The 22,804-nt window shown below is 73.6% G+C and carries 21 protein-coding genes; 7 read left to right on the top strand and 14 right to left on the bottom strand.

Features of this window, described 5'->3' with window-relative positions; all coding sequences use genetic code 11:
• Positions 1 to 7: 7 nt before the first annotated feature.
• The 6 genes from ACFRAV_RS00090 to ACFRAV_RS00115 all read right to left on the bottom strand — a co-directional run bounded on the left by ACFRAV_RS00090 (position 8) and on the right by ACFRAV_RS00115 (position 5,394).
• Positions 8 to 1,333 (bottom strand): DUF692 domain-containing protein, encoded by a 1,326-nt coding sequence (locus ACFRAV_RS00090; RefSeq protein WP_382549826.1) that lies wholly within the window; start codon positions 1,331 to 1,333, stop codon positions 8 to 10.
• Positions 1,334 to 1,522: 189 nt separating this feature from the next.
• Positions 1,523 to 2,194 (bottom strand): hypothetical protein, encoded by a 672-nt coding sequence (locus ACFRAV_RS00095; RefSeq protein ID WP_382549828.1) that lies wholly within the window; start codon positions 2,192 to 2,194, stop codon positions 1,523 to 1,525.
• 37 nt (positions 2,195 to 2,231) lie between these two features.
• Positions 2,232 to 2,888 (bottom strand): endo alpha-1,4 polygalactosaminidase, encoded by a 657-nt coding sequence (locus ACFRAV_RS00100; RefSeq protein WP_382549830.1) that lies wholly within the window; start codon positions 2,886 to 2,888, stop codon positions 2,232 to 2,234.
• The gene (locus ACFRAV_RS00105; RefSeq protein WP_382549831.1) at positions 2,860 to 4,101 is read right to left on the bottom strand and encodes an RNA-guided endonuclease InsQ/TnpB family protein; all 1,242 of its coding nucleotides are present in this window, start codon (positions 4,099 to 4,101) and stop codon (positions 2,860 to 2,862) included. Before ACFRAV_RS00105 ends, ACFRAV_RS00100 begins: the two co-directional genes overlap by 29 nt.
• A 242-nt stretch (positions 4,102 to 4,343) precedes the next feature.
• Positions 4,344 to 4,652, bottom strand: a complete 309-nt coding sequence (locus ACFRAV_RS00110) for a hypothetical protein (protein WP_382549833.1) — start codon at positions 4,650 to 4,652, stop codon at positions 4,344 to 4,346.
• A 37-nt stretch (positions 4,653 to 4,689) separates the two neighbouring features.
• Positions 4,690 to 5,394: an aminoacyl-tRNA hydrolase gene (locus ACFRAV_RS00115; protein ID WP_382549835.1), complete on the bottom strand. Its 705-nt coding sequence runs from the start codon at positions 5,392 to 5,394 to the stop codon at positions 4,690 to 4,692.
• 132 nt (positions 5,395 to 5,526) lie between these two features.
• Here ACFRAV_RS00115 and ACFRAV_RS00120 point away from each other — a divergent pair, with 132 nt between their 5' ends.
• Positions 5,527 to 6,516 carry a phosphotransferase family protein gene (locus ACFRAV_RS00120; protein ID WP_382549837.1) on the top strand — a complete coding sequence of 330 codons (990 nt, stop codon included), beginning with the start codon at positions 5,527 to 5,529 and terminating at the stop codon, positions 6,514 to 6,516.
• A 110-nt stretch (positions 6,517 to 6,626) separates the two neighbouring features.
• Here the strand turns inward: ACFRAV_RS00120 and ACFRAV_RS00125 are convergent, their stop codons facing one another.
• Both ACFRAV_RS00125 and zapE read right to left on the bottom strand, forming a co-directional pair.
• Entirely contained in the window at positions 6,627 to 8,192 is a 1,566-nt protein-coding gene (locus ACFRAV_RS00125) for an FAD-dependent oxidoreductase (RefSeq protein ID WP_382549839.1), read from the bottom strand.
• A 120-nt stretch (positions 8,193 to 8,312) separates the two neighbouring features.
• Positions 8,313 to 9,419: a cell division protein ZapE gene (gene zapE / locus ACFRAV_RS00130; RefSeq protein ID WP_382549841.1), complete on the bottom strand. Its 1,107-nt coding sequence runs from the start codon at positions 9,417 to 9,419 to the stop codon at positions 8,313 to 8,315.
• Positions 9,420 to 9,456: 37 nt separating this feature from the next.
• On the opposite strand from zapE, the gene ACFRAV_RS00135 reads away from it, so the two are divergent.
• The 4 genes from ACFRAV_RS00135 (at position 9,457) to msrB (ending at position 12,974) form a co-directional block, all read left to right on the top strand.
• Entirely contained in the window at positions 9,457 to 10,272 is an 816-nt protein-coding gene (locus ACFRAV_RS00135; RefSeq protein ID WP_382549843.1) for a pyrimidine reductase family protein, read from the top strand.
• A gap of 238 nt (positions 10,273 to 10,510) precedes the next feature.
• On the top strand, positions 10,511 to 11,002 hold the full coding sequence (locus ACFRAV_RS00140) for an indole-3-glycerol phosphate synthase (RefSeq protein ID WP_382549845.1): 492 nt from the start codon (positions 10,511 to 10,513) through the stop codon (positions 11,000 to 11,002).
• Positions 11,003 to 11,147: 145 nt separating this feature from the next.
• On the top strand, positions 11,148 to 12,551 hold the full coding sequence (gene murC / locus ACFRAV_RS00145) for a UDP-N-acetylmuramate--L-alanine ligase (protein WP_382549847.1): 1,404 nt from the start codon (positions 11,148 to 11,150) through the stop codon (positions 12,549 to 12,551).
• Positions 12,552 to 12,566: 15 nt separating this feature from the next.
• Entirely contained in the window at positions 12,567 to 12,974 is a 408-nt protein-coding gene (gene msrB / locus ACFRAV_RS00150; RefSeq protein WP_351116405.1) for a peptide-methionine (R)-S-oxide reductase MsrB, read from the top strand.
• A gap of 142 nt (positions 12,975 to 13,116) precedes the next feature.
• On the opposite strand, the gene ACFRAV_RS00155 is transcribed toward msrB, so the two are convergent.
• Positions 13,117 to 14,955 (bottom strand): cholesterol oxidase substrate-binding domain-containing protein, encoded by a 1,839-nt coding sequence (locus tag ACFRAV_RS00155; protein ID WP_382549849.1) that lies wholly within the window; start codon positions 14,953 to 14,955, stop codon positions 13,117 to 13,119.
• Between the two features lie 200 nt (positions 14,956 to 15,155).
• On the opposite strand from ACFRAV_RS00155, the gene ACFRAV_RS00160 reads away from it, so the two are divergent.
• Entirely contained in the window at positions 15,156 to 15,860 is a 705-nt protein-coding gene (locus ACFRAV_RS00160) for a TetR/AcrR family transcriptional regulator (protein WP_382549851.1), read from the top strand.
• A gap of 115 nt (positions 15,861 to 15,975) precedes the next feature.
• On the opposite strand, the gene ACFRAV_RS00165 is transcribed toward ACFRAV_RS00160, so the two are convergent.
• From ACFRAV_RS00165 to ACFRAV_RS00185, 5 genes are all read right to left on the bottom strand, one after another.
• A complete protein-coding gene (locus ACFRAV_RS00165) occupies positions 15,976 to 17,583 on the bottom strand; it encodes an FAD-dependent oxidoreductase (protein WP_382549853.1) in 1,608 nt (535 codons plus the stop codon).
• A 98-nt stretch (positions 17,584 to 17,681) separates the two neighbouring features.
• The gene (locus tag ACFRAV_RS00170; protein ID WP_382549855.1) at positions 17,682 to 18,650 is read right to left on the bottom strand and encodes a diiron oxygenase; all 969 of its coding nucleotides are present in this window, start codon (positions 18,648 to 18,650) and stop codon (positions 17,682 to 17,684) included.
• Between the two features lie 134 nt (positions 18,651 to 18,784).
• Positions 18,785 to 20,275, bottom strand: a complete 1,491-nt coding sequence (locus ACFRAV_RS00175) for a flavin-containing monooxygenase (protein WP_382549857.1) — start codon at positions 20,273 to 20,275, stop codon at positions 18,785 to 18,787.
• 232 nt (positions 20,276 to 20,507) lie between these two features.
• Entirely contained in the window at positions 20,508 to 21,383 is an 876-nt protein-coding gene (locus ACFRAV_RS00180) for an RNA polymerase sigma-70 factor (protein WP_382549859.1), read from the bottom strand.
• On the bottom strand, positions 21,380 to 21,937 hold the full coding sequence (locus ACFRAV_RS00185; protein ID WP_382549861.1) for a carboxymuconolactone decarboxylase family protein: 558 nt from the start codon (positions 21,935 to 21,937) through the stop codon (positions 21,380 to 21,382). Before ACFRAV_RS00185 ends, ACFRAV_RS00180 begins: the two co-directional genes overlap by 4 nt.
• A 184-nt stretch (positions 21,938 to 22,121) precedes the next feature.
• On the opposite strand from ACFRAV_RS00185, the gene ACFRAV_RS00190 reads away from it, so the two are divergent.
• Positions 22,122 to 22,802 carry a DUF429 domain-containing protein gene (locus tag ACFRAV_RS00190; protein ID WP_382549863.1) on the top strand — a complete coding sequence of 227 codons (681 nt, stop codon included), beginning with the start codon at positions 22,122 to 22,124 and terminating at the stop codon, positions 22,800 to 22,802.
• The last annotated feature ends 2 nt before the right edge of the window (positions 22,803 to 22,804 follow it).

The following is a 22,804-nucleotide window of genomic DNA, read 5'->3' on the forward strand; positions in this document are numbered from 1 at the left end:
TCTACGGTCAACCGCCCAGCAGCACCCGCCGGGTGGCGCGGGCGACCCGGGCCGCGGGGGTGCGCGGCAGCGGCGCGGGACCCGACCGCTCGAGCCACCAGGCGCGCAGCCGGTTGCGGCGGCGGGCGCTCTCCGGGCGACCGGCGAGCAGCAGGTGCTCCGCGAAGTCCAGCGCGTCCTTGCGGTACCCGCCGCTCTGCGGCCGGCCGAGGGCGTAGCCCACGAACAGCGGGCGGTAGGAATCGCCGAGGATACGGGGGAGTTCGGGCGCGACCTTGGCCACGATCCCGGCCCGCTTGGCCGCCAGCGCCCTGGCCTGCACCCGGACCCGGGCCCGGTCGAACCCCTCCGGCACGGGACCACCCGCCACCAGCGCGGAGAGCAGCGACGCCTGGGCCACGCCCACGCGCTGCCGGGCGCGGTCGGTCGCAGCGGTCACCGCAGGTCGGGCGCCCTCCGGAGCCGCCGCCGCTGCCGCGCCCGCACCCGCGTCCCCGTCGGTGGCGGCACGGCCGCGGGCGACCGCCGCCCTGATCGACCCCAGCTCCCGCTCCAGCTCGGCGGGGTGCGGGAAGTCGTCGTCCCGCTCCAGCAGCACGCCCGGCGGACGGACCCGCGAGGCCAGATCGGCCAGGATGTCCAGCACGGGCTCCGGCACCGGGTGCGCGTGGCTGTCGTGCCAGACCCCGTCCTTGAGCACGCCGCCCGCGACGTGCACGTAGGCGATCGCCTCCACCGGCAGGTCGGCCAGCGCCTTCGCCGCCTCCTCGCCCCGGTTGACCTGGTTGGTGTACAGGTTGGCGACGTCGATCAGCAGCCGCACGCCGGTGCGCTCGGCCAGCTCGTACAGGAACTGGCCCTCCGTGAGCTCCTCACCCGGCCAGGCCAGCAGCGCGGCGATGTTCTCCACCGCGAGCGGCACCGGCAGCGCGTCCTGGGCGACGCGCACGTTCTCGCACAGCACGTCCAGCGCGTCGCGGGTGCGGGGGACCGGCAGCAGGTGCCCCGCCTCCAGCGCGGGGGAGGCGGTCAGCGCGCCGCCCGCGCGGACGAAGGCGATGTGCTCGGTCACCAGCGGCGCCTCCAGCAGCCGGGCACGCTCGGCGAGCGCCTCCAGTCGTGCGGCGTCCGGGCGTTCGGCGCCGCCCAGGCCCAGCGACACGCCGTGCGGCACCACCGTGACGCCCCGCTCGCGCAACCGGGTCAGCGAAGCGGGGAGGTGGCCCGGGCAGATGTTCTCCGCCACCACCTCGACCCAGTCGACCCCCGGCATCGCCTCCACGGCGTCCGCGATCTCCGGCCGCCAGCCGATACCCGTCCCCAGGTGCGTCATCGTCGCCCTCCCCCCGTCACCGTGTACATCCCCGTACGAGGGAGTCTTGGCCCCGGAACGGATGCCGCGAAGCGTGTCGGCGCGTATTCAGAGCTTGATTTGAGCTAACCGCGGACCTCGCGCGGGATTTCGGCCCACGCGAGGTCCGGCGCAGGGGGTGCGGCGACGCGGGGCCCGCGCGGGGGAGGTTCAGCCGCGGGCGGGGCGTACACCGGGCGGAAGGGCCCCGCCGGGGCCGCGCCACCACCGCCGTGGGAGCGCCGGCGTCACCCGCTCCCGGGGATAGAGGGTGTGGGTCAGGAACGCCTCGACCATCTCCTGCGGCGGGCGGTGCGGCGGCGCCGCCATCAGCACCGCCTCGTCGCCGTCCGCCAGGGGCCGAGTCGCCGAAGGCGGAGCCACCAGGGCGACCTCGTCCCCGGACCCGAGCCGCAGCACCAGGCCCCGCAGCCCGTGCGCGTCCCCGGCGACGGTGCGCAGGCGCGCGTGCAGCACGTCCTGCGCGGGGGAGGACAGCCGCACGCGGGCCAGCAGGGTCCCGCGGGTGAACGCCTCCCAGCGGTCCGTCCCCAGACTCCGGAACGGCGGTTCCGGCCACGGCCGGAGCGCGTCCAGACGGTCCAGCAGACGGCGCAGGAAGTCGCGGACGGCCGGCTCCTCGTGCGGCTGCCAGGACAGGTCCGTCCGGCCGAGGTCCACGGCGAGCGACTCCTCGATCCCGGAGTACTGCTCCGTCACGGGGAGGTCGTAGAAGGGCTGTTCCAGGATCGTCCGGCTGAGGCGTTCCACCTCCTCGTCGCCGAGTTCCCGGCTGAACTGCAGGCAGTACAGCACCGCTTGGAGCATTCCGGAGGAGCTCATGCGCCCAGTATGGCGGCGACCGGTGTGTCCGGCGCCGTCAGCAGACGCGACGGCGGTACCCGTCCTCCCCGGCCGGCACCAGGTCCAGGTCCCGCAGCACCACCGACAGCCTCCCGCCCCAGCGTTCGCAGGCGGAGGCGAAGCCGGAGGCCCGGTACTCCACGACGAACACCCGGTCGTCGTAGGCCTTCGCGTAGGCGCCGCACTCGTCGTACTGGCCGCACTCCTCGGCCACGGCGAAGTCGAACCCGAGGGCACGGGCCTTCGGGGCCAGGCCGACCGCGTTCTTCTGGGCGACCGCCAACCCGGCCGAGTGGGCGCGGCGCGCGAGGAGTTCGGCGAACGCCAGGTTGTCGGCCGCCGCCAGGAGGCCGTCCGACCGCTCGTAGGAGTCGAGGTTGTCCGGCTCGACGGCCTGGTACCCGGCCGCGGCGCAGCCGTTGACCCACTCCCCGACGATCCCAGCGAGCCGCCGGCGTCCGTCCGCCGTCGAGGTGTCGAGCAGGACCTCGTCCCAGTCCTCGTCGACGACCAACTCGCCGTCGTGGTAGTGCAGGAGCAGGCCGGGGTGGTGTCCCCGCCACCGGCCGAAGGTGTCCGGCTGGGCCTGGAAGGCGTTGACTTGACATGCTCCTCGGGCTGAAGCCCGAGGATTCTGGCCCTCTCTACCGGGTTCTGTGCCGCTGCGCGGCACGGGTTTTGGTGGGGAGTCCGTGGCTTCCTGCTTCGTCGCGCTGTGCCGGGACGAGTCCCGGTCCTACCTGCGCTCGACAGGCTGTCACCGCCGGTCCGGCGGCCGTCTTCACGTTCTTGGCGGCGTTCTCGTCCCGGTCGTGGAGGGTGCCGCAGGCGGCACATGTCCACTGGCGGACGTGGAGGGGCTTGGGTCCGTCCAGGAGGCCGCAGGCGGAGCAGACCTGGCTGGTCGGCTCGAACCGGCCGATCTTCACCAGGGTCCGCCCGTACCGCGCCGCCTTGTACTCGAGCATGGCCACGAACTGCGACCAGCCCGCATCCAGGATGCTCTTGGCCAGGCGGGTGCGCGCCAGTCCCGTCACCGACAGGGTCTCCACGGCGATCCCTTGGTTCTCGGAGATCAGCCGGGTGGACAACTGATGGTGGAACTCGCGGCGCGCGTCGGCCACCGCGGCGTGGGCGCGGGCGACCTTCAGGCGGGCCTTCTCGCGGTTCTTGCTGCCTTTCTGCTTGCGGGACAGTTCGCGCTGGGCTTTCTTGAGTTTCTTCTCCGCGCGGCGCAGGAAGCGGGGTGAGGTGATCTTCTCGCCGGTGGACAGGACCGCGAAGTGTGTCAGCCCGAGGTCGATACCGATTGTCTGCTCGGTGTCGGGCATGCGGGCCGCGTCGGCGGCGGGGCCGGTGTCGACGACGAAGGAGGCGAAGTACCGGCCGGCGCTGTCCTTGATCACGGTGACCGACGACGGCACGGCCGGCAGGGCCCGGGACCATCTCACCTTCACCGCGCCGATCTTCGGCAGACACAGCCGGCCTGCACCGTCGATGCTCCAGCGGGCGTTCGCGGTGAACCGGATCGACTGCCGGGAGTCCTTCCGCGACGTGAACCGCGGCGTACCGATCTTCGGGCCCTTGCGCCGGCCGGTGAGGGAGGCGAAGAAGTTCTTGTATGCGGTCTCCGCATCCCGCAGGGACTGCTGGAGGACGACCGAGGACACCTCGCCCAGCCAGGAACGCTCCACGGTCTGCTTCGCCTGCGTGATCAGCCGGACCGACAGCTCGCCGATCTTCGGGAACGGCCTGCTCTCTTGGCGGGCGTCCTCACGGGCGCGTACCGCGTCGTTGAACACGACGCGGGCACACCCGAAAGCCTTCGCCAGCGCCTGTTCCTGGCGGGTGTTCGGGTACAGCCGGAAGGCGTACCGCAGTTGCATACCGGTGACCTTACATACCGGGACGATCAGGCAGATACCGGAGATCGGAACTGGCCGTCACCGGACTCCGTGACGTACATGTGGACGACCTTCGCGACCGGATGCGAGCACACAGTGTTCACCTTGCGTCCCTCTCACCCCTGGTCCGCCCTGTGGCGTCTGCGCACGGGCACGTTCGGGCATTGCCCGGCTCCGCCGCGAACAGACACCGCGACGCTCCGCGTCGCAGTCACAGATTCGCTTCACCGCCGGGCTGAAGCCCGATGCACTGCGCATGAACCTTGGTAGCAGACGTTGTAGAGCCCCGGCACGGGCTTCTCGGAGCGGTCGCGGACCAGGGCGCCCGCCGTGTTCGGCGGCGTGGAGGCGCCGCCGAGCTGGTAGTCGAACTCCACGCCCGGCCGCGGAACGGCCACCTTGCCCGGCGCCGCGTTCCGCCCGGTGTCGTCCGCGGTGGTGCACCCGGCGGTGGCGGCGAGGAGCGGGAGGCACTGCAGGGCGGCGGTCACGGTGCCGCGGAGCGCGGCCGGCCGCCTCGGGCGGGTGGGCATGTTCAGCGCCCTCCGGGGGCGGTGGGCGGCATCGCGGTCAGGACCGGCGGAGCGCGGGGTGGTCGGCGATCACCGTGCACGAGCCGGGCGCGATCTCCGTGAACCCGGCGTCGCGTACCACGGGCAGACCGGAGCGGAGCAGCTCCGCCCAGCGCTCGGGGGACGCGGTGCGGACGGCGAGGGCGAAGCCGGAGTCCCGCCAGGCGGCGCGGTCGGCGTCCGGCAGTTCCCACCAGGCCAGCTGGGCGGCGTGGCCGGTCTGGGCCATCGTCTTGCCCGCGGACATGTCCAGCCGCGGGTTGAGCCAGAGCACCGGGGCGGTGAGGTCGGCGGGCGGCGGGTGTTCCGGGTCGTCCAGGTCGGTGCCCGAGACCTGGAGCTTGGCGAGCTCCTTGGGCCAGCCGTCCAGGGGGACCGGCGGGTAGACGCGGACCTCGGCGCCGTGGCGGCCGGTCACGGTGATGCCGGGCAGGGTCTGCGCCTTGCGCCACTCGGCGCCCCGGGCGCGGCGGACGACCTTGCGGATCCGGGCGTCCTGCCAGTCCTCCATCGCCCGCGCCCACTCCCCGTCGCCGGTCGCCCGGGGGTCGTCCAGCACCGTCAGCACGGCACGGGCCGAGGTCTCCAGTGCGTCGGTGCGGGCGGGGGGCCCGGTCTTCTCCAACCGGACGACCAGGGGGAGCACGTACTGGGGCTTGTCGTCCCGGGGGTCGGCGACGAGGGCGAACGGCGAGGTGGTCACACCCCCAGTCTGCCAAAACGCCACCCGCGCCTCCGTGGGGGCCCGGCCGCCGGGGCCGGCCGGAAACCGGTCGTCCCCACCGTGACGCTCCCGTAGCGTGCGCGGTCGTGGTGACGGAGAGGCGGTCGGAACGTGGCACCGAGGGCAGCGACGCGGGAGCGACTGGCGGGGGCGGCGCGGGCCGCGCTGGGCGGCGGGAGACGCCTGGAGGCGGTCGAACGCGTCACCGGCGGCAGCAAGAAGGGCGTGTACCGCCTGGTGATGGACGACGCGACGACGGTGATCGCCTACCTGTGGGACGACGCCGAGAACCACTGGCCGGCGGCCGAGGGCGACGACGACCTCGCCGACCCCTTCTCGCCCGGCCTCGGGCTCGACCTGTTCCAGGCCGCCCACGCGCGGCTGGACGCGCTCGGCGTCCGCGTCCCGGCGATCCGGCTCGTCGACCGCGACGGCGCCCACTGCCCGGCCGGGCTGGCGATCGTCGAGGACCTCCCCGGGGAGAACCTGGAGGCCTTGCTCGCGCGCGACCCGGATGCGGCGGCTCCGGTCATGGCCCGGCTCGCGGAGTTCCTGGAGGCCATGCGGGGGCATCGGGCGCCGGCGTACGGCAAGGTGGCCGTGGTCGACGCGGGAGGCACGTCGCACGGCACCTCGTGCGAAGGGGTGGTGCTCGACCGTGCGCTGCGGGACCTCGCCGAGGCGGCCTCCCGGGATCCGCGGATCGCGGGAGCGAGCGACCGGCTGGAGGAGCGCCTGTCGGACCTGGCGGCGGCGGTGCGGCCCCGCGCGGAGTACGCGACGGTGCACGGCGAACTGGGGCCCGACCACGTGCTGGTGGACGCGGGCGGCAACCCCGTGGTGATCGACATCGAGGGAGCGATGTACTTCGACGTCGAGTGGGAGCACGTGTTCCTCCGCATCCGCCTGCACGACGCCTACCGGCCGCTGGGCGTGGACGGCCTGGACGAGGACCGGCTCGCGCTGTACACGCTGGCCCAGCGGCTCTCGCTGACGGCGGGGCCGCTGCGGCTGCTCGACGGGCATTTCCCCGACCGGGCGTTCATGGCCGGCATCGCCGAGCACAACCTGCGGCAGACGCTGGAACTGCTCCCGGCCTGAGCCCCGGGTGTCCGACGTCCGGTGTGCTGGGCGGACCGGTGGACGGACGCGCCGCCCCGCGGGCGGTGGGCACGGGGGCCCGCCGCCCGCGGGGCAGGGGTCGCGTGGCGTCAGGCGGAGGACGAAGGGTCCGTGCGGTGGCGCAGGGTCCGCCGGGGGAGGGGGCGGGTGGCCGGGCCCTGGAGGACGGAGCCGTCCGGGCCGAAGCGGGAGCCGTGGCAGGGGCACTCCCACGCCCGCTCCGCCGCGTTGAAGTCCACCAGGCACCCCAGGTGCGTGCACCGCGCGGACACCGCGTGCAGTTCGCCCTCGTCGTCCCGGTGCACGGCGACGGACTCCCCGCCCACGCGGACCACCGCGCCGTCGCCGGGTTCGATGTCCTCCACCGGCGTCGCCCCGGTCACCGCCGCCAAGCGGTCGCCGACGAAGTGACGGGCGACCTTGGCCTGGGTCCTCAGGAACCGCGGGGCCTCCCGCAGCACCGGCGCCAGCCGCCGCGGGTCGTACAGCTCGGCCCACGGGCTGCTCCCGCCGTCGATCAGCGTCGCCAGCAGCCGGCCGGCCATGATGCCGCCGCTCATGCCCCAGCCGCGGAACCCGGTGGCCACCCAGATGCCCCGGGCACCGGGGTGCAGCGGCCCGACCAGCGGGACCGTGTCGGTCGCGTCGGTGTCCTGGGTGGCCCACCCGTACATCGGCTCGGTGCCGGGGAAGTTGGCCACCGCCCAGTCCGTGAGCCGCCGGAAGGACTCCTCCGGGTCCCCGGTGCCGGGCGTGATGTGCTCGCCGGTGACCAGCAGCAGCCGCTTGCCGGGCTCGTCCAGCGGCGCCGTCCGAACCGAACGGGTGTTCTCCTCGGACGTGATGTACATGCCGTCCGGGTCGAGGGAGTCGGGCATCTTCCCCGCCACCACGAACTCGCGCCGCGGGGAGAGCCGCGAGAAGAGCAGGGCCCGGTCGAAGACCGGGTAGTGGGTGGCGACGACGACGTCGCGGGCCCGCACCACGTTCCCGGTGTCCGTCTCCAGGGTGTGCGGCTCGCCCTCGGTGAGGCCGGTGACGCGGGTGTTCTCCAGGATCAGCGCGCCCTGCGCGGCCAGGTCCGCGGCGAGGGCGAGGAGGTACTTCCGCGGGTGGAACTGGTACTGGCCCTCCACCCGGACGGCCCCGGCCACCTCGCACGGCAGCCCGGTGACCTGGGTGAAGATCGCCGGCAGGCCCGCCTCGCGGGCCGCCTCCGCCTCGGCCCGCACCTGGTCGGCCCGAGCGGGGTCGGTGACGTAGGAGTAGGCGTGGCGGGACTCCCAGTCGCAGTCGACGCCGAGTTCCTCGACCAGCGCCGCGGCGTGCTCGATCGCCTCGGTCTGCGACCGGGCGTACAGGCGGGCGCCGTCCGCGCCACGCGTCCTGCGCAGGTGGGCGTAGACCATGCCGTGCAGGGCGGTCAGCTTCGCGGTGGTGTACCCGGTGACGCCACCGGCCAGCCGGCCCGCCTCCAGCACGGCCACGGTCCGGCCGGCCCGCATCAGCTCGTGCGCCGTGCTGATGCCGGCCATGCCCGCGCCGATCACGGCGACGTCCACGTCCACGTCGGAGGCCAGTGAGGGGTAGGACTCGTCGCCGGGAGCGGTCCGCATCCAGTACGACGGTCCGAGCGGAGGGTAGCGAGTGCTCATGCCGCGCCGGGTACCCCGAGCGCGGACGATCAGTGCAGCCCTCCCGTTCCCGGGGGCCCGGCGCTCCCGGCCCGCGTCCTCCCGTCCCCGCCCGTCGGGCGGGGACGCCCGGCGGGCCCGTCAGGCGTCGACGAGCGGCTTGGCGTCCCGGGCCAGCGCCGTCAGCCGCGAGATGGCCCGGTAGTACTTCTTCCGGTACCCGCCGGCCAGCATCTCGTCGCTGAAGAGTCCGTCGAACGGCGCCCCGGAGGCCACCACCGGCACCTCCCGGTCGTACAGCCGGTCCGCGAGGACCACCAGGCGCAGCGCGGTGGACTGGTCCGGCACCGCGGACACCCCGGTCAGGCAGACCGCGGAGAGGTCGTCCGTCAGCGCCCCGTAGCGGCTCGGGTGGACCCGCGAGAGGTGGTCGAGGAGCGCGGGGAACGCGTCGAGGGAGGCGCCCGGGGTGCGGTGCGCGACCCGCTCGACCTGCTCCTCGGAGAACGGCGGCGGCGCCTCGGGCAGGCCCCGGTGCCGGTAGTCCTCGCCGTCGATGCGCAGCGCGCGGAAGTGCGCCGACAGGCCCTGGATCTCGCGGAGGAAGTCCGCCGCGGCGAACCGGCCCTCGCCCAGCTTGCCCGGCAGCGTGTTGGAGGTGGCGGCCAGCGCGACCCCCGCCTCGACCAGCTTGCCCAGCAGGGTGGACACCAGCACGGTGTCGCCCGGGTCGTCCAGCTCGAACTCGTCGATGCACAGCAGGCGGTGCCCGGAGAGGGTCCTCACGGTCTGCTGGAAGCCCAGCGCGCCGACCAGGTTGGTCAGCTCCACGAAGGTGCCGAACGCCTTCAGCGACGGCTCCGCCGGGGTGGCGTGCCACAGCGAGGCCAGCAGGTGGGTCTTGCCGACGCCGTACCCACCGTCCAGGTAGACGCCGCGGGGACCGGCGGGGGCGGCCTGCTTCGCCTTGCCGAGGCCGAACAGCCGGCGCATCGCGCCGCCGCCGGAGTCCGCCGGCGGACCGCCGAGGGTCGCGGCGAAGCCCTCCAGGACGCGGACCGCCTCGCTCTGGCTGGGCTGGTTCGGATCCGGGATGTACGTCCCGAAGCGGGCCTCGCCGAAGCGCGGCGGGGGCACCATCTCCGCCACCAGACGATCGGCGGGGACGAAGGGCTCACGGGCGCAGAGGGACTGCGGGGCCGTTTCGGCTATGGGTCCGCGACCGGCGGCGGAGGTGGAAGGAGACACGCTTCCCCATGTTAAGCGGCATGTCACACTGCGTGTCATGCGACGCCTGTTCCCTGTGACCCAAGAGACAGCCACCGCCGCCCCGGCGGACCCGACGGATCCGGGCCGCGAGTGGACCCTCGACGAACTGGCCGACGCCTACGCCTACCCCACGCACGCCACCGACCCGCAGTGCGGCCCGGGAGCCCGCGAGCCGTGGCTGCGCGCCAACATGGTCTCCAGCCTCGACGGCGCGGCCCAGCACGACGGCCGCTCGCACCCCATCTCCAGCGCCACGGACATGCGGATCTTCGGCACGCTGCGGGCGCTGGCCGACGTGGTCGTGGTCGGCGCGCAGACGGTCCGGCAGGAGGGCTACCGGCCCGCCCGGGCACGTAAGGAGTTCGCCGCCCGCCGGGAGGCCGCGGGCCAGGGACCGGCCCCCGCCATCGCCGTCGTCTCGGCGAGCCTGGAACTGGACCTCTCGCTCCCCCTCTTCACCTCGCCGCTGGTGCCCACCCTGATCCTCACCGGCGCCGCCGCCGACCCCGGCCGGGTCGCCGCCGCCGAGAAGGCCGGCGCCCGGGTGGTCGTCGCGGGCGACGGCATGGGAGTCGACCCGGCGCGGGCCGTGCACGCGCTCGCCGGGCTCGGTCACACCCGGCTGCTCACCGAGGGCGGCCCGCGCCTGCTGGGGCAGCTGATCGCTGCGGGCGTGCTGGACGAGCTGTGCCTGACCCTCTCCCCGACCCTGACCGCCGGGGACGCCCAGCGCATCGCGGGCGGCCCGTCGGTCGCCGTGCCGCACCGCTTCGTGCTCGGCTCGCTTCTGGAGGAGGACGGTTTCCTCTTCAGCCGCTACCACCGGAGCTGAGGCCGGACGGGGCTCCCAGCAGGGCGTACGGGCCCGGTCGGCCGGGATTGAGGCGGGCGATCGGTGGAACATGGAGATCCCTCAGGTCCGGCCGGTCCGGCGCGGCCGAGGAATTGCGTAGGTCCGGACCGCGGCGAGGGGGCAGGATGGTTTCAGCAGCGGCCTACGAGGGCCCGCTGCCGGCCACGGACGACAGCGGGCCCCTCAGGTCCGTGAACGGAAGAGAAGGGGCGCCCAGGTGTTCACGAGCGTACTGATGATCGAGAAGGCCCTGACCTCGGCCGACGTCGAGTTCGTCACCACGCTGCACGGCGACGAGCCGGTCGCCTTCCACGTCATGCTCCAGCCGCGCGGCGACCAGGCCGACCGGCTGCTGCGCGCCATCGACGACATCGCCCTCGGCGCGCTGGACGAGGCGGCCCGGGAGTCCGCCAAGCCGGAGGGCAAGGACGCCGCCGAGCAGGGCCGCCAGGCCCTCGACATCTCCCTGGTGGCGCTGCGCGCCGCCGGCAGCGACGCGGAGGGGCGGCTGGTCGAGGACCACCCGCTGGACGCGCTGAGAGCGGTCGTCGAGGAGGTCGGCGCGGACGAGGTGATCGTGCTGACCGACCCGCACTACGTCGAGGAGTTCTTCCACCGCGACTGGGCCTCCCGGGCCCGCCACAAGGTGGGCGTGCCGGTACTCAAGCTCTTCTCGCACAGCAGGACCCAGGGCCAGACTCCCGCCTGACCGCCTGATCCACCCGATCGGCCCGACGTGACGAGGCCGCCCGGGGCGGGGGAGAAGCCGCCCCGGTGCGGCCGCACCGGGGCCTCGGCGGGCGCGGTACTAGGCTGTGGGCGGACACGACCGCACCACCGCAGGGGAGACACGCATGGCACCCGGCCTGCCCACCGCCATGGACCGACCGCACTTCATCGGCATCGGCGGCGCCGGTATGTCGGGCATCGCGAAGATCCTCGCCCAGCGGGGCGCCAAGGTCGCCGGCAGCGACGCCAAGGACTCCGCCACCGCCGACGCGCTGCGCGCCCTGGGCGCCACCGTCCACATCGGGCACGACGCCGCGCACCTGGCCGACGACGCCAGCTGCGTGGTGGTCTCCTCCGCCATCCGCGAGGACAACCCGGAGCTGGCCCGCGCCGCCGAGCTGGGCATCCCCGTGGTCCACCGTTCGGACGCGCTGGCCCGGGTGATGGACGGCCTGCGGCCCATCGCCGTCGCCGGCACCCACGGCAAGACCACCACCACCTCCATGCTGGCGGTGTCCCTGGGCGCCCTCGGTCTCGACCCCTCGTACGCCATCGGCGGCGACCTCGACGTGCCGGGCTCCAACGCCGCCCACGGCTCGGGCGAGATCTTCGTCGCCGAGGCCGACGAATCGGACCGCAGCTTCCACAAGTACGCGCCCGAGGTCGCCATCGTCCTCAACGTGGAGCTCGACCACCACGCCAACTACGCGTCGATCGAGGAGATCTACGACTCCTTCCGGATCTTCGCCGGGAAGATCGTCCCCGGCGGCACGCTGGTGATCTCCGCCGACCACGAGGGCGCCCGCGAGCTCACCGCGCGCCTGGAGGGAACCGGCATCCGCACGGTCACCTACGGCGAGTCCCTGGACGCCGACGTCCGCATCGGCGCCGTCGTCGCCAAGGGCCTTACCAGCGACGTCACCGTCCAGATCGACGACGCCCCGCTCACCTTCACGGTCTCCGTGCCCGGCCGCCACTACGCCCACAACGCGGTCGCCGCCCTCGCCGCGGGCGTCGCGCTGGGCATCCCGGCCGAGGAGCTCGCGCCCGCGATCGCCGCCTACACGGGCGTCAAGCGGCGCCTGCAGCTCAAGGGCGAGGCGGCCGGCGTCCAGGTGATCGACTCCTACGCGCACCACCCGACGGAGATGAACGCCGACCTCGAGGCCATGCGCGCCGGCCTGCCCGAGGGCGGCCGGATACTGGTCCTCTTCCAGCCGCACCTGTTCTCCCGCACCCAGGAGCTCGGCACCGAGATGGGCGTGGCGCTGGCCCTCGCCGACGCCTCCGTCGTCCTCGACATCTACCCGGCCCGCGAGGACCCGATCCCGGGCGTCACCAGCGAGCTGATCATCGACGCCGCCCGGGACACCGGCGCCGACGTCACGGCCGTCCACGACAAGGCCGACGCGCCCGCCGTGGTCGCGGGAATGGCCAGGCCCGGCGATCTCGTTCTCACCATGGGAGCGGGCGACGTCACCGACCTCGGCCCGCTGATCCTGGACCGTCTCGCACAGCAGAACCGGTAAGGGGAGGCGCACACCATGGCCTACGAGATAGAGAAGTCCGACGAGCAGTGGCGCGCGGAGCTCAGCCCGGAGGAGTACGCCGTCCTGCGCCAGGCCGGCACCGAGCGCCCCTTCACCGGTGAGTACACCGACACCAAGGCGAAGGGCGTCTACTCCTGCCGCGCCTGCGGGGCCGAGCTCTTCACCTCGGGGACCAAGTTCGAGTCGCACTGCGGCTGGCCGTCCTTCTACGACCCGAAGGACACCGACGCGGTCGAGCTGATCCAGGACACCTCCCTGGGGATGGTCCGCACCGAGGTCCGCTGCGCCCGCTGCGGCTCGCACCTGGGCCACGTCTTCGAGGGCGAGGGCTACCCGACGCCCACCGACCAGCGGTACTGCATCAACTCGATCTCGCTGCGGATGGAGCCGGCGCAGGACTGAGCCGTCCTCCTCCCCCCCCGCAGCCCGGGCCCCGGTCGCACGTCGGCCGGGGCCCGGTGCGTCGTGTGCGTCGCCGTGGAGGAACAGTTCACGGGGTGGACGGGGTGATCGTCGCCGCGGAGGCCGAGGCACGCCCGTGGGATCAGCGCAGCAGCGTGTCGAGGAACGGGCTGGACATCACGTGGTGGGGGTCGAGCCGCTCCAGGGCCGTGACGGCCTCGTCCCAGCCGGGGCCGCCCCCGGCGCGCAGGGAGGCGGGGACCGTGTGGGCGAGGACGTCCGGGTCGGACCACGCGGCGGTGTCGGTGTACGCCCAGCCCTTGGACCATTCCACCCGCACCGTGGCTCTGTCCCCGTCCAGGGCGAACAGGAACCGCTCGAGCTCACGCAGGAAGCGGTGCAGGGCGGGTGTGCCCGGCAGGGAGAGGACGTCGATCCACACGGCGGTGTCGACGTCCGGCCGGTCGGGGCGCGGGCGCAGGGCGGACAGCAGGGGCGGCCGGGCGCCGGGTACGCCGCACGCGGACGGGTCCTCCAGGCCGGTCACGCGGATCTCCACCTGGCCGTTGACCGGGTACTCGCCGCGCGCCGCGTACTCGGCGAGCAGCGTGCGGTAGAAGTCGGCGAACCGGCTGACCACCCACTGCAGATCGGCGCGGCGGACGAGGACGGCGTATCCGTCGGCCGTCTCGCGCAGCGTCGTGGGCCGGATGTACTGCAACAGGTTGCGGGAGGCGCCCCACAGGTCCGACCGCAGCCCGCCCGCCAACAGGTGGGTGAGGACGTCACCGGTCAGCACGTCCCGCACGAGGTCGCCGGAGAGCAGGACGTCGGTGAGATCGCCGGTCAGCGCCACCTTGGCGAGCAGGTACTGCACCTGGCCGAAGAGCGGCGCGCTCGCCCAGGCCCCCGAGACCAGGGACCCGGCCAGCCGGGCCACCGGTTCGGGGAGCGAGTCGGAGAACGGGTAGTTGTACGGCTCGTCGACCGCGCGTGAGCCCAGTGGCCGTCGCGGAGCGACGCTCCAGACCTTCAGCCACGGTTTGTCGGTGAAGGCGAACCAGATCGCCTCCGCCCGGCCGGTCCGGTCGACGAAGCCGGCCAGGGTCCGCTTCCCGGCCGCGTCGGCGGGGGCGGCGAACAGTTCGGCGGCCGGGATGTCCAGGAGGGACTGGCAGCGCAGGTTCTGGTCGGCGCCCACGCGCAGGACGGCCTCGGTGACGAGCGAGCGGCCGAGGTGGACGAGAAGCGCGTCGCAGTCGGGTTCCGCCCGGCCGACGGTCCGCAGCACGTAGCGGCCGGTGTCCTCGTCCCGGACGACCGCGGTCAGTTCGGTGACCAGGTTGCTCAGTGAGCCGTAGCCGTGGCCGGGCGGCGTGCTCCCGCCGACGGCGGGGACGGCCGTACCGTGCCCGCCGATGGCGAGCGCGCCGCCCACCGACAGCTGTCCGGGCGCGGGCGCGGCGGTGACGCCGTGACCGGCCGCGCCGGCGAACGCGAGCAGGTCCTCCAGAGTGGCTCCGGTCTGGACGCGGATCTCGGCCGAGCCGTCGGCGGCCCGCCGCTCCAGCGACATGGCGGTGAGGTGCGCGGTGGTGTCCAGCAGGACGACCTGGGTCGCGGCCGGTGTGCCGTCGGCCACCGTGAGCGGGGCCCAGCCGTGCCGTTTGCCCTGCGCGCGTACCGTCCAGCCCGCGCCGTGCGCCCAGTTGACGATGTCGAGCACGTCCTGCGGGTGGCGTGGGGCGCACGTCCACAACTGGTCGGTGCGGATCTCGCCGGCCCAGTTCTCGTAGACGCGTCGGTAGACGTCGGGACCGGCCGGGAAACCTGGCGGCGGAGGGGGTGTGTCGGCGGCGTACGCACCTCCCGGGCGGACCAGTCCGCGCAGCAGCCACGCCCCGCCACCCGCAACGGCCGACGACGCGAGCAGTCGGCGCCGCGACAGTCCACCGCCGTGAACCGAAGAACCGTCCGCCATGCCGGAGACCTCCCCTGTCCTGCCGGACCCGGCCGTGCCCAGCCGGCGCCGGTCGGGTGCACACGCTATCCGCCGACGGACGCAGGGTGCGCGGATCTTCGCGGTTCTCTCACACGGTGACCGCCGCGTCCCGCGACGGTGCGCGCGGGCCGCCGCGCTCGAGGACGCTCGCACGTCGGAGCGGCGGATATCCTGGGGTGATGGTGGAGAGAACAGGTGACGGGCCGCAGACCGACGGACGCTCCACCCGCTGGGACGAGCACCGGGCCCAGCGCCAGGGCGAGTTGGTGGACGGGGCGGTCGCGCTCATCGAGGAGGAGGGCGCGCACTTCCGTATGCAGCGCCTGGCCGAGCGGATGGGCCTGCCCCGGTCCGTGCTCTACCGGCACTTCAAGGACCGCGCGTCGCTGGACGAGCTGATCCGCCGGCGGGTGGTGGAGTCCTTCGTGCACCGCATGGAGCCCACGCTCAGCTTCGACGGAACGATCGAGGAGTCGGTCCACCGCGTCGTGGGCGCCCACCTGGACTGGGTGCTCCAGCATCCGCGCCTGTACGCCTACATGGGCGTCGCCGAGCACGACATGGGGGACGGCTCCCTGGTCGCGAACACCAAGTCGGCCATCGCGCTGATGCTGGGCGAGCGGTTCGGCGACGTGTTGAAGGCCCTCGGGGTGCCCCAGGCGCCGATCCGGTCGGTCGCGGTCGGGATCGTGGGCTTCGTGGACTCCGCGGTCAACCAGTGGAAGCGCGATCCCGAGCCCGAGCAGTCGGAGGACGAGTTGCGCGCGATGCTCTGCCGGTCGGTCTGGGCGATCCTGGACTCGACGCTGCGGAGCCTGGGCGTGGAACTGTCGCCGCAGCAGCGGGTGTCGGACCTCGAGCGGCTCTCGGCCGCCCACGGCTGACCGGGCCGTCGGCGGCGGGCGGACCCGGGCCCGTCGATCGGCGGCGCCGACTCCGCCGGCGGTTCCGTCTCCGCCGGCCGTGCCCGGTCGGCGGAGACGGAACCGCCGCATGCCGTCAGACGGTCACGGCCGCGACGCCCTTGGCCGCGCGCCGCAGGGACGTGCTGTCGGTGAACTTGACGCGGGGGCGCCCCTGGGCCGCTCCCGCCGCGCGCTCCGCGCGGTCGATCGCCCGCCAGGCCGCAAGGTCCAGGGCGTCCGGCGCCTCGGTCGCGGCCGACACCGGCGGGGCGAGGCGGCCCGCGGCGAAGTCGTCGAGGAGGGACTCGACCGTCTCGTGGGCGCAGGTCTTGTTCGTGCCGATGAAACCGGTCGGGCCGCGCTTGATCCAGCCCGCGACGTAGACCCCGGGCTCGACCCGGCCCGCCCGGTGCGGGACGGTCGCGCTGTCCTCGTCGAACGGCAGACCGGGGACGGGCCTGGCGCGGTAGCCGACGGCGCGCAGGACCAGGCCGGTCTCCAGGGTCTCGGTCTCCCCGGTGGGCCGGGCCCGGACGGTGCCGTCGTCGTCGGTGTGCAGCGTGGTCGAGGTGATCTCCAGGGCCCGCACCCGGCCCTCGCCGGTGATCCGCACCGGGCCGGCCAGGAAACGCAGCACGATGCGGCGGCGGCCCTCGACCGGTGTGCGGGCGGCCAGTTCGGACAGCAGACGGGTCTTCTCGTCGGTGTCGGGCTCCAGGTCGTCGGGCCAGCCCTCGACGCTCACGTCGACGTCCTCGAGGGCGGACAGCGCGATGAGTTCGGGCACGGTGAACGCGGCCTGGGCGGGCCCGCGCCGGCCGAGGAGGACGACCTCGCGGATCCTGCTGTCCCGGAGCGCCGCGAGCGCGTGGTCGGAGATGTCGGTCCGGGCCAGGGTCTCGGGGTCGGCCGTGAGGATGCGGGCGACGTCGAGGGAGACGTTGCCGTTGCCGACGACGACCGCGCGTCCGGTGTCGAGACGGTGGTCGTCGCGTGCGTGGTCGGGGTGACCGTTGTACCAGGCGACGAAGTCCGTGGCGGAGACGCTGCCGGGCAGGTCCTCGCCCTCGATGCCCAGGCGCCTGTCGGTCGCGGCGCCGACCGCGTAGATCACCGCGTGGTGGGCGCGCAGCAGGTCGGCGTGGGCGAGGTCGGTGCCGACCTCCACTCCGAGGCGGTAGCTGAAGCCGGGCTGGGACTCGATGGTCCGGAAGAGCTCGGTGACCTGCTTGGTGTCCTGGTGGTCCGGCGCGACACCGGCCCGCGCGAGACCGTACGGGGTGGGGAGCCGGTCGTGGACGGTCACGCGGACACCCGGGTGGCGCAGGAGTTCGTCGGCGGCGAAGAGGCCGGCCGGGCCGGCGCCCACGACGGCCACGGACAACTCGCCCGCCGGGAGCGTTCGTTGCCGGGGCACGACGTACATGGGCGCGCGGTCGGCGTGCGGATTGTCCCTGTAGAAGGAGGCGTTCAGCTCGACGAACGGCAACTCTCCCGCGCCGAGAGCGGTGTGCGGCTTGAGCGCGTCCACCGGGCAGGCGGTCGTGCAGGCGCCGCAGTCCACACAGGTGCGCGGATCGACGTACAGCATCTCGGCGGTCGCGAAGCCGGGCTCGCCCGGTGCGGGGTGGATGCAGTTGACCGGGCAGGCCAGGACGCACGAGGCGTCGGCGCAGCAGGATCGGGTGACGACGTACGGCACGGCGGGCGGGTCTCCGTTCGGGCGTTCAGGGGGAGGCGGTGCGGGCGCGGCGGCGGGGCGGGGGCCGCCCCGGGGTGGGGCCGGCGGCCCGGACCGGCCTAGTCGGTGAGCGGGGCCGGCTCGCCGCGGAAACGGGCCGGGCGGCCGTCGATGCGCAGGGCCCGCCACAGCGGGCGGGAGACCTTGTTCATCAGGCCCAGCTCCTCGGCGAGCATCCGCACGTCGGAGAAGAGCTCCCGGAGCATCTTCCGTCCGGCCTCGGACTTCCAGAAGACGTCCCTGATCACCCGGTCCGGGATGCCGGCCAGCGCGGCGGACTTCTTGTCGGGGATCATGATGACGTCGCACAGGACGCGCATGATCAGCGGGAAGAGGACCGAGAGGGCGCCGCGACGGGCCTTGCCGAAGCGCGGGACGCGCAGCCGCAGGAACTCGTGGGCGAAGGAGATGTGCCGGGCCTCCTCGGCGATGTGGATCTGCATGATCCGCTGCGGGAGGGGGTGCACCGGCTCCCCGCTGCGCAGGGCGCCCTTCTGCAGGTGGTCGATGGGCTCCTCGCCGGCCAGGATGCCGGTGAAGAACGCCTCGGGGTACAGCGAGCCGAGCAGCGGCAGGACCCGGCTGACCCGGCGGAACCAGCGCTTGCCGCCCGCGGTGTCCACACCGGTGCGGTTGACCAGCTCCTGGAACATCTGCGTGTGGTGGGTCTCCTCGGTGATCTCGTGCGTGAGATACCGGAACTCCTCGTTCTGGTTGCCCAGTTGGTAGACGTAGTCCAGTGCCCCGCGCATCAGCAGGTTCTCGAACTGCATCCCCACCTTGGCGATGACCGCCCAGCGCCAGATCCCGATGCGGATCTGGGTCTCCAGCGGCTGCTCCCGGTACCAGGGGTGGGCGCCCAGGGCGTCCGCGGAGGTGAGCACCCAGCGGGGGTCGCCCGCGTCCACGGCGAACTCGGGGTCGTCCCAGTCGATGTCGGTGAACGGATTGAAGTTGACGTTGACGGACCCCTCGGACAAGGTCCGCAGGCGCTCGTCGTAGGCCTTCCTGGTCAGGTTCGCGGTCATCTTCGTCCCTCGGTTGTCGGCCGGGCCGCCCTAGGGGGCGGGGCGGGTGGGGGATGCGGCGGGTCGTCGGTGCGGTGGTGCGGTGGTGCGGGTGCTGCTGGGGCGCCGGTGCCGGCTCAGGTGCCGCTGGAGGCTCAGGCGGCGCGGGCCGCTTCCCGGGCGCCCGCCTTCTCGAAGCGCAGCGGCGCGTCGTCCATCGGGGCGTCCCGGAGCAGGGCGCGGTCGCGGTAGTAGTTGTTCCACAGCCGCCACGGGGCGCGGGTGCCCTGGCGCGGCATGACCGCGTCGGCGCGGGTGATGTAGCCGCTGGTCAGCGCCTCGCCCATGACGGAGAACTCCGAACGGTCGCCGTCCGAGGCCACCGGTGTGGCGATGTCGTGCCCGTGCCGGCGCATGTGCGCCAGCAGGCGGGCGGTCCAGTCGGCCGCGAGGTCCGCCTTCAGTGTCCAGGAGGCATTGGTGTAGCCGATGACGAGGGACATGTTGGGTACGCCCTCGAGCATGACGGCCTTGTAGAGGACACGGTTCCTGACGTCCACCGGGACGCCGTCGACGGTCACGTCCATGCCGCCCATCAGGCGGACGTTCAGGCCCGTCGCGGCGACGACGATGTCGGCCCGGAGTTCCTCACCCGACTTCAGGCGGATGCCGTCGGCGGTGAAGGTGTCGATGTGGTCGGTGGCGACGGACGCCTTGCCGCTCTTGAGCACCTTGAACAGGTCGCCGCCGGGGACGACGCACAGCCGCTGGTCCCAGGGGTTGTACGCGGGGCTGAAGTGACGCATGTCGACGCCCTTGCCGGCCTGGGCCCGGACGAGACCGAGCAGGGTCCGGCGGGCCAGCCGGGGGAACCTGCGGCAGAAGGCGTAACTCCCGCGCTGCAGAGCGATGTTGCGGGCCCGCACGGCCTTGTACGTCAGCCCGGCGGGGGCGCGCAGCTTCTGCAGGACCGCGGTCAGCGGGTCCACCTCGGGCAGGGCCAGGACGTAGGTGGGCGAACGCTGCAGCATGGTGACGCTCGCGGCGGTGTCGGCCATCGCGGGCAGCAGCGTGATGGCGGTGGCGCCGGAGCCGATGACGACCACGTGCTTGCCGCTGTGGTCGAGGTCCTCCGGCCACTGCTGGGGGTGGACGAGGGCGCCCCGGTAGTCGGCCTCGCCGGGGAACTCGGGGCGGTAGGGCTGGTCGTAGTCGTAGTAGCCGGTCGCGCCGACGATATAGCCGGCGCTGTACGACTCGCGTTCCCCGGTGCCCTCGTCCTCCACCTCGACGCTCCAACGCCCCGTGTCACGCGAGAAGTCGGCGCTGATCGCGCGGCGGCCGAAGCGGATGCGCTCCACGATGCCGGCGTCGGCCGCGGCGTCCTCGACGTACTGCCGGATCCGCGCGCCGTCGGCCAGGATGCGGGCGTCGCGCCAGGGGCGGAAGCCGAAACCGAAGGTGGGCATGTCGGAGTCCGACCGGATCCCGGGGTACCGGAAGAGGTCCCACGTCCCGCCGACGCGTGCACGGCGCTCCAGCACGAGGAGCGAGCTGTCGGGATTGTCGCGCAGGACGTGGTGTGCGGCGCTGATGCCGGATATGCCGGCGCCGACGACCAGGACGTCGACGTGCTGCTGCTCCATCGTGGAGGCCTCGCTCTCGCTCGGGAGCCCCGGGGGGGCAGGGACGGACAGGCAACGCCGCTGGAGGCGTCGGCGTTTGACCGGGCGCGCGGCTCTGCGGCTCTCGTACGCGGTACTCGCAATTTACCTGCGACGCGCTGTTTCAGATACCGCTGGTAACGTGATGGGGGTCACATCGCACACGTGGTCGTGGACCGTGGAGAGGGTGGGCGATCCGCTTCCGGGCGCGGGGTCAGGCCTGGCCCGGGAGCCGGACGTGCGCGAGCTTGTCGGGGTTGCGGACGAGCCGGATCGCGCTGACGGCGCCGTCCTCGGCCAGCTCGCAGCAGGCGACGAGGTCCGGGCGGTCGCCCGAGCTGATGAGCAGCGCCGGGCTGCCGTTGACCAGCACCTGGTGCACGCCGGGGTCAGGGAGAGGCTTGACCATCACCGCCGTCAGCCAGCGGGCGACCTTGTCCGCCCCGTGCAGCGGACGCAGCGCGGCCCGGACCTTTCCGCCGCCGTCGGACCAGGCGGTCACGTCGGGGGCCAGCATGGCCATCACCCGGTTGACGTCCCCGCCGAGGCAGGCGGCGAGGAACTCGTCGGTGACCTTGCGCCGCAGCTCGGCGGGCGCGTCGTAACGGGGCCGGCGGTCCCGCACGTGGCCGCGGGCCCGGCTGCCGACCTGGCGCACCGAGGCCTCGCTGCGCTCCAGCATCCCGGCGATCTCGCGGTACCCGAAGCCGAACACCTCCTTGAGGACGAATACCGCCCGCTCGAGGGGCGACAGCGTCTCCAGCACCACCAGCATTGCCAGCGAGACCGCCTCCGCCCGCTCGACCCCGCCGCCGGCGTCGTCCGGCGCGGTCACCAGCGGTTCGGGCAGCCAGGGACCCACGTACGACTCCCGCCGGGCGGCGGCCGACCGCGCGCGGGTGATGCAGAGGTTGGTGACGATCCGGCAGAGGTAGGCGCGCGGCTGCTCGACCACGCCGGTGTCCACGCCGCTCCACCGCAGCCAGGCGTCCTGCAGGACGTCCTCGGCGTCGGCGACGCTGCTCAGCATCCGGTAGGCGATGCCGAACAGCGTCGGCCGGTGTTCCTGGAAGGTCTCCAACGCCGTCACGTGCGCGACGGTACCGTGCAGCGGTCCGCGAAGCCCTGACCGGTGAGGCCGAAGGCGCTGTTCATCCGGGAGCGCAGGTTCTCCACCGCGACCATCGCGGTGAGCTCGACGAACGCCGGCTCGCCGAGCCGCTCGAGCAGCCGGGCCGCCAGCTCGTCGGTCACGGCCGGGGGAGTCGCCGACATCGCCTCGGCGTACTCCAGGACGTCCCGCTCCGCCTCCGTGAACACCTCGGGGTGCTCGCGCCAGGACGGCACGGCGTGCAGCTTGGCGCTCGGCAGCCCTTCGTTGCGCGCCTCCCAGTACCCGAAGTCGGTGCACCAGGAACAGCCGATCAGGTGGGAGGAGGCCATCACGGCGAGGATCTTGAGCTGCGGGTCGAGCTTGTTCCACCTGGCGAGCGACAGCTCGAGACGGATGTCGGCCAGGGTCACCCGGCGGTGGTGGGCCATCGCCCGGACGGGGTCGAGGACCGCGCCGTAGGTGCGCCGGGAGTACCACTCACCGATCCGGTACAGCAGGGTGCGCGGCGGGTCGAGCGAGATGCGGGCCATGGTGATCGCCTCCGGGTCGGGAAGGTGCCTTCACCCGGGAGGACCAGGCAGCCCGCCCGTATGTGACATCCGGACATCCCGACATCCCGACCTCCGGCGGCCGCGGCCCGGGCCGCCCTCCCGGAGCGCGTGACTGCTACGTTGCCGCACGGCAGGCACGGCACGGTGGTGAGGGGGAGGGGCGATGGACGTCCTCGGGGTCGACGCCTGCGGCAAGCAGGGATGGGTGGGCGTCGTGCTCACCGACGGCGCGTACGCGGGCAGTCTTGTCGACCTCCGCCTGGAGGGACTGGTCGAGCGCGCGGGCGAGGTGGCCGCCGTCGCGGTGGACATGCCGCTGGGCCTGGTCGAGAAGGGCTGGCGCGCCGCGGACCTCGCGGCCAGGGCGCTGCTCGGGCCGCGGCGCAACAGCCTGTTCCTCGCCGCGCCGAGGACGGCGTGGCAGGAGCAGCACTACACCGCGGCCGCCGACCGGTGCCAGGAGCTCACCGGCAACCGGCTCACCCAGCAGGCGTGGGCGCTGAAGCCGAAGCTGCTGGAGGCGCGGGAGTGCTGGCTGCGGGACGAGCGGCTGCACGAGGTGCACCCCGAACTGTCCTTCCGCGCGCTGGCCGGCGGGGTGCCGCTCGCCCACACCAAGAAGACCTGGCGCGGTCAGAACCTGCGGCGCGCCCGGCTGGCCGAGGCCGGCCTGGTGCTCCCGGACACGATCGGCGAGGCGGACCGCGTCCCCGTCGACGACGTGCTCGACGCCGCGGCGGCGGCCTGGTCGGCACACCGCATCGCCCTCGGGACGGCCCGGCGGCTGCCGGAGACCCCGGAACACGACGCGGAGGGCCCCCGCCCGGTCGAGATCCGCTACTGACG

Origin of the sequence: Streptomyces sp. NPDC056600, assembly GCF_042792855.1 — a bacterium.
GTDB lineage: Bacteria > Actinomycetota > Actinomycetes > Streptomycetales > Streptomycetaceae > Streptomyces.

Excerpts from the sequence above, each read along its gene's own strand:
- ACFRAV_RS00090 (WP_382549826.1), bottom strand. The coding sequence starts at position 1,333 with ATGACGCACCTGGGGACGGGTATCGGCTGGCGGCCGGAGATCGCGGAC.
- ACFRAV_RS00095 (WP_382549828.1), bottom strand. The coding sequence starts at position 2,194 with ATGAGCTCCTCCGGAATGCTCCAAGCGGTGCTGTACTGCCTGCAGTTC.
- ACFRAV_RS00105 (WP_382549831.1), bottom strand. The coding sequence starts at position 4,101 with ATGCAACTGCGGTACGCCTTCCGGCTGTACCCGAACACCCGCCAGGAA.
- ACFRAV_RS00110 (WP_382549833.1), bottom strand. The coding sequence starts at position 4,652 with ATGCCCACCCGCCCGAGGCGGCCGGCCGCGCTCCGCGGCACCGTGACC.
- ACFRAV_RS00125 (WP_382549839.1), bottom strand. The coding sequence starts at position 8,192 with ATGAGCACTCGCTACCCTCCGCTCGGACCGTCGTACTGGATGCGGACC.
- ACFRAV_RS00135 (WP_382549843.1), top strand. The coding sequence starts at position 9,457 with ATGCGACGCCTGTTCCCTGTGACCCAAGAGACAGCCACCGCCGCCCCG.
- murC (WP_382549847.1), top strand. The coding sequence starts at position 11,148 with ATGGCACCCGGCCTGCCCACCGCCATGGACCGACCGCACTTCATCGGC.
- msrB (WP_351116405.1), top strand. The coding sequence starts at position 12,567 with ATGGCCTACGAGATAGAGAAGTCCGACGAGCAGTGGCGCGCGGAGCTC.
- ACFRAV_RS00155 (WP_382549849.1), bottom strand. The coding sequence starts at position 14,955 with ATGGCGGACGGTTCTTCGGTTCACGGCGGTGGACTGTCGCGGCGCCGA.
- ACFRAV_RS00160 (WP_382549851.1), top strand. The coding sequence starts at position 15,156 with ATGGTGGAGAGAACAGGTGACGGGCCGCAGACCGACGGACGCTCCACC.
- ACFRAV_RS00170 (WP_382549855.1), bottom strand. The coding sequence starts at position 18,650 with ATGACCGCGAACCTGACCAGGAAGGCCTACGACGAGCGCCTGCGGACC.
- ACFRAV_RS00175 (WP_382549857.1), bottom strand. The coding sequence starts at position 20,275 with ATGGAGCAGCAGCACGTCGACGTCCTGGTCGTCGGCGCCGGCATATCC.
- ACFRAV_RS00185 (WP_382549861.1), bottom strand. The coding sequence starts at position 21,937 with ATGGCCCGCATCTCGCTCGACCCGCCGCGCACCCTGCTGTACCGGATC.
- ACFRAV_RS00190 (WP_382549863.1), top strand. The coding sequence starts at position 22,122 with ATGGACGTCCTCGGGGTCGACGCCTGCGGCAAGCAGGGATGGGTGGGC.